At 72.1% G+C, this 3695-nt stretch carries 3 protein-coding genes; 1 reads left to right on the top strand and 2 read right to left on the bottom strand.

Going from position 1 to position 3695, the window contains the following annotated elements:
* Window positions 1-845, bottom strand: an 845-nt coding sequence (locus tag ND748_RS34300; protein WP_308205748.1) for a DUF4397 domain-containing protein, incomplete at its 3' end; no start/stop codon positions are given.
* Between the two features lie 1153 nt (window positions 846-1998).
* Between ND748_RS34300 and ND748_RS27845 the strand changes: the two genes are divergently transcribed.
* On the top strand, window positions 1999-2718 hold the full coding sequence (locus tag ND748_RS27845; protein WP_251749168.1) for a nuclear transport factor 2 family protein: 720 nt from the start codon (window positions 1999-2001) through the stop codon (window positions 2716-2718).
* A 124-nt stretch (window positions 2719-2842) separates the two neighbouring features.
* On the opposite strand, the gene ND748_RS34765 is transcribed toward ND748_RS27845, so the two are convergent.
* Window positions 2843-3695: flavin reductase family protein (locus tag ND748_RS34765; protein ID WP_308205747.1), on the bottom strand; the 853-nt coding region annotated here is incomplete at its 5' end.

Raw genomic sequence — 3695 nt, 5'->3', positions numbered from 1 at the left:
GGAGTGCCCCCGCCTGGGGTGCCGCCGCCGGGAGTGCCCCCGCCTGGCGTGCCGCCGCCGGGCGTGCCGGTGCCGGGAACTCCGCCGCCCGGGGTGCCGCCGCCGGGAACTCCGCCGCCGGGCACGCCGCCGACGCAGGACTTGTCCTTGTCCTTGTCCGGCACGTCGGTGATGCAGGGGACACCGCCGGTACCCGGCACACCGCCGGTGCCGGGGACGCCCCCTGTCCCGGGCACGCCGCCGACACAGACCTTGTCCTTGTCCGGCACGCCGGTGACGCAGGGCTTGTCCTTGTCGGGCACGCCGCCGACACCGACGCCGCCGACGTCAGGCACGTCGACGACGGGCGGACCGACGTAGACGCAGGGCAGGCCGTCCTTGGTCTTGCCGGTGATGAGGCAGGGGACGACGTTGACGGCAACCTCAGGCGAGACGGGCGGGAAGACCTGGACGACCTGACCGGTCTTCGGCACGTCGCCGACATACTTGCCGTCGATCTTGATCTGGCCGGCTGCCAGCGCCGCGACGTCGCGGACGACGATCGCCGACGTGTTGGCCGGCCAGGCCTGGCTGGTGCTGTCGTCATAGACCCGCGCCAGTGGCTTGCCCGCGCCGTCAAGGCCCACCGCGACCGAGAGTCGGGTGCCCGGGTGGATGGCGACGTCGGCGGCTGCCGACGGCGGCGTGCTCGCCGACTGGCCGACAGGCCGGATCTCGACGCGGTGGTCCCCGGCGACCAGTGGCTTTGGGTCGGCGACCTGTTTAGCCACCAGGTCCTTGATCAGGGTTTGCCCGTCCATGGTGACGTCCGCCTTCATATCCGGCAGCCCCTGAACCAGCGTCACCAGTCCGGCATCCTTGTTCGGCGTTGGGGTCGCTGACGCCACGCCGGGCAGACCCAACGTCAGACATCCCGTCGCCGCCACGGCGCCGATCGTTCGAGCGCCCGCTCTCAGATGAGAGCGTGTGATCCATTGCATTACTTTGAGCTCCCGGCGACGTCATCCAGAAATCTGGGCATTTGCACCTTACCGCGGCAGGCTCGGGACGAAGATTGGGCTCCCCACTGCTCCGACTCGAGAAGATTCACACGCGTGCATGCGGCCTTGCTCGGAGTGTGGGGCGAGGCCGACTGGGCGTACTTCACCAGCCATCCGGGGTGAAATGCCAGCTCAGAGCGGTCGATCTGGCATCGCCGACGAACGGGGTACCCCGCGGTGGGGAGCGATACGAAGGACGTCCAGGGCGACCCTCGGTCAGAACTGCGATCAAAGTCGCGCCCTTGGTGGCACAACCTTCTTCTCCATGAAGGCGTGTCAAGTGCCGTCCGCACGGGCCGAACGGAGCCTTTTCGCGCTGTAATCAACGAGATTCTCGGATTTCGGCCCGTCGCCGTGCGCCGTGCGCCGGTTGTTGGTCCGCGATGGACCGACGATGAAGACTGAAAGCGACTACCGGAAAGAGCTCACGGAAAGGGAGTAGCCCGATTGCGCCAGCCGCCGCCGGCCACGGAGAAGGGGACGGCAGGTGAGGACGGCTGTGCCGGCCTTCGGCGATGGCGCCCGGCCGGGCCTACCGAGGGCCCCCGAACGGGCGGGTCGCCCCGCGTGGGGCAGCGGATCCGTCGGCCGGTCAACTCCGTTACCCGCGGGGTGACAGGGGTCCCCTCCTCGGGGGGGCGACCACGTTGCGTGATGCCCCGGCGTCGCTGAGGTGCGTTGTGAACCGAGGCGGGGCTGGTGGGTGGGCCGGGGGCGGATGCGTGCCAGAGCGCCCACCTGGTCGCTCTGGAGGGTTTGGCGCCTGCTATGTCCCTACAGAACAACCACGTGGCTCCGGTCCCAGGCACGCCTGCTCGCCGGGCGACGCCGCGGGCCGTCCGGCGGCGAGACGGGCGCCGATGGACATCACGTCCCGTCATCGGGCACCGGAGAGGGACCGATGAGCGGCCGCACAAGCGGACGGTCCGGTCCGGCCGACCCAGAGAGGACACACCGCATGCCAGCCGACCCCTGCGAGCCAGCGAACCGCAACGAGCCCGCCGTCCCCGCCGTCCCCGTCGAGCCCGTCGAGCCCGTCGAGCCCGCTGACGTCGTCGAGCCCGCAGTCCCCGTCGAGCCCGCTGACGTCGTCGAGCCCGCTGACGTCGTCGAGCCCGCAGTCCCCGTCGAGCCCGCTGACGTCGTCGAGCCCGCTGACGTCGTCGAGCGCTGGCGGCGCGCCGGCGAGGCCCTCGACAGTGCCGCGGCGGCGGCCTGCCTGGCGCAGGACGTCGTCGTCATCTCGCCGCTGACCGCTGCCTTCCGCTTCCACGGACGGGCGCGGGCGCAGGAGATGCTGCAGGCCGCCTTCGACGTCATCGACGCGATCGACTACCACACCGTCGTCACCGACCCGGACGGCCGGACGCGGGCGTTGTTCTACCGCGGCCGCTGCGCAGGCCAGGAGTTCGAGGAGGCGCAGTTGCTCCGCCTCGACGCCGAGGACCAGATCGCCGAGGTGACCCTGTTCGGTCGCCCGCTGCCGGGGCTCACCGCCGTGATGGCCCGGATCGGCCCCGCGCTGGTCCGCGAGCGTCGCCCGGCGCTGGCTGCCCTGTTCACGCTGGCCACCCGCCCGTTGGCCGTGCTCACCGCCCTGGGGGAGCGCCGGTTGGTACCCCTGGCGGATCCGGACCGGCGCGGCCGGAAGGATCGCACCCCACCAAGGACAAGATAATCAACGCCGTTGACGACTCGCCGGCAAACTCTAAATGCTCATGAAGGTGGAGCTGGCGGCCGCGAAACGGACGAAGAGCGCGAGCGCGGGGTGGGACGGTGCCCGCCGTCGGGCAGACACGCCGTCATCGCCCGTTCTTCGTCGACATCGGCCGACCCGACCCGCCTGGGCGGATCGCCTGACGTGCGCGGATGCCCAGATCGCCCTCCTCCGGGGCGGGCGGGCCGCCGCTGGCACTCCCGCCGCTGGCATTCCCGTTGCTGGCATTCCCGTTGCCGGCATTCCCGCCGTCGCCCGCTCGGCCGTCGCCGTCGCCACCGCCCCGGCCTCCCGGCGCCGGGGGAGTGGCGGCCTCGATGGCGGGAATGCCGGTGGCAGGTCCGACGAACGTGCCATAGCCGCCGTCGTGGTAGACCAGCGGTGCGACGGACCGTTCCGCCCGGCTCTCGACCACCTCGGCCACCACCAGCCAGTGGTCGCCTGCGGGGATCCGCTGCCGAATCCGGCAGCGCAGCCAGACCGCGACGTCGGTGAGCAGCGGTTCGCCGGTGCCCAGCCGTCGCCATCGCGTCGGCGCGGCGAACCGGTCGGCGCCCACTGCCGCGAACCGGGCGGCCAGGTCGTGCTGGTCGTGGGAGAGCAGGTGCACGACCAGGGTGTCCACCACCTGCAGGGTCGGCACGATCGACGAACCCGCCGACAGCGACAGCGACACCAGCGGCGGGCTCTGCGACAGCGACGCCACCGACGTCGCGGTGAACCCCACCGGGCCCTGCGCGCCGCCCATCGTCACGATCGTCACTCCGGCGGCGTGACGACGGAAGGCGCGGCGCAGTGCGGTCGCCGCGGCGCGATCTGCCGCGACGGGGCCCGCAGGGGGCGCGGGGCGTGGCGGGGCGGTAACGCCCCCCCGCCCCCCGCGGCGGCGTCCGGATGACGCCTGGCGCGCCGCGGCTGCGAGCCGGGCGGTATGTCCG

Source organism: Frankia sp. AiPs1, from assembly GCF_023716945.1.
Classification (GTDB): domain Bacteria; phylum Actinomycetota; class Actinomycetes; order Frankiales; family Frankiaceae; genus Frankia.
The sequence above is the reverse complement of the archived record's forward strand: the minus strand, read 5'-3'. Positions and strand labels throughout refer to the sequence as shown.

Excerpts from the sequence above, each read along its gene's own strand:
- ND748_RS27845 (WP_251749168.1), top strand. The coding sequence starts at position 1,999 with ATGCCAGCCGACCCCTGCGAGCCAGCGAACCGCAACGAGCCCGCCGTC.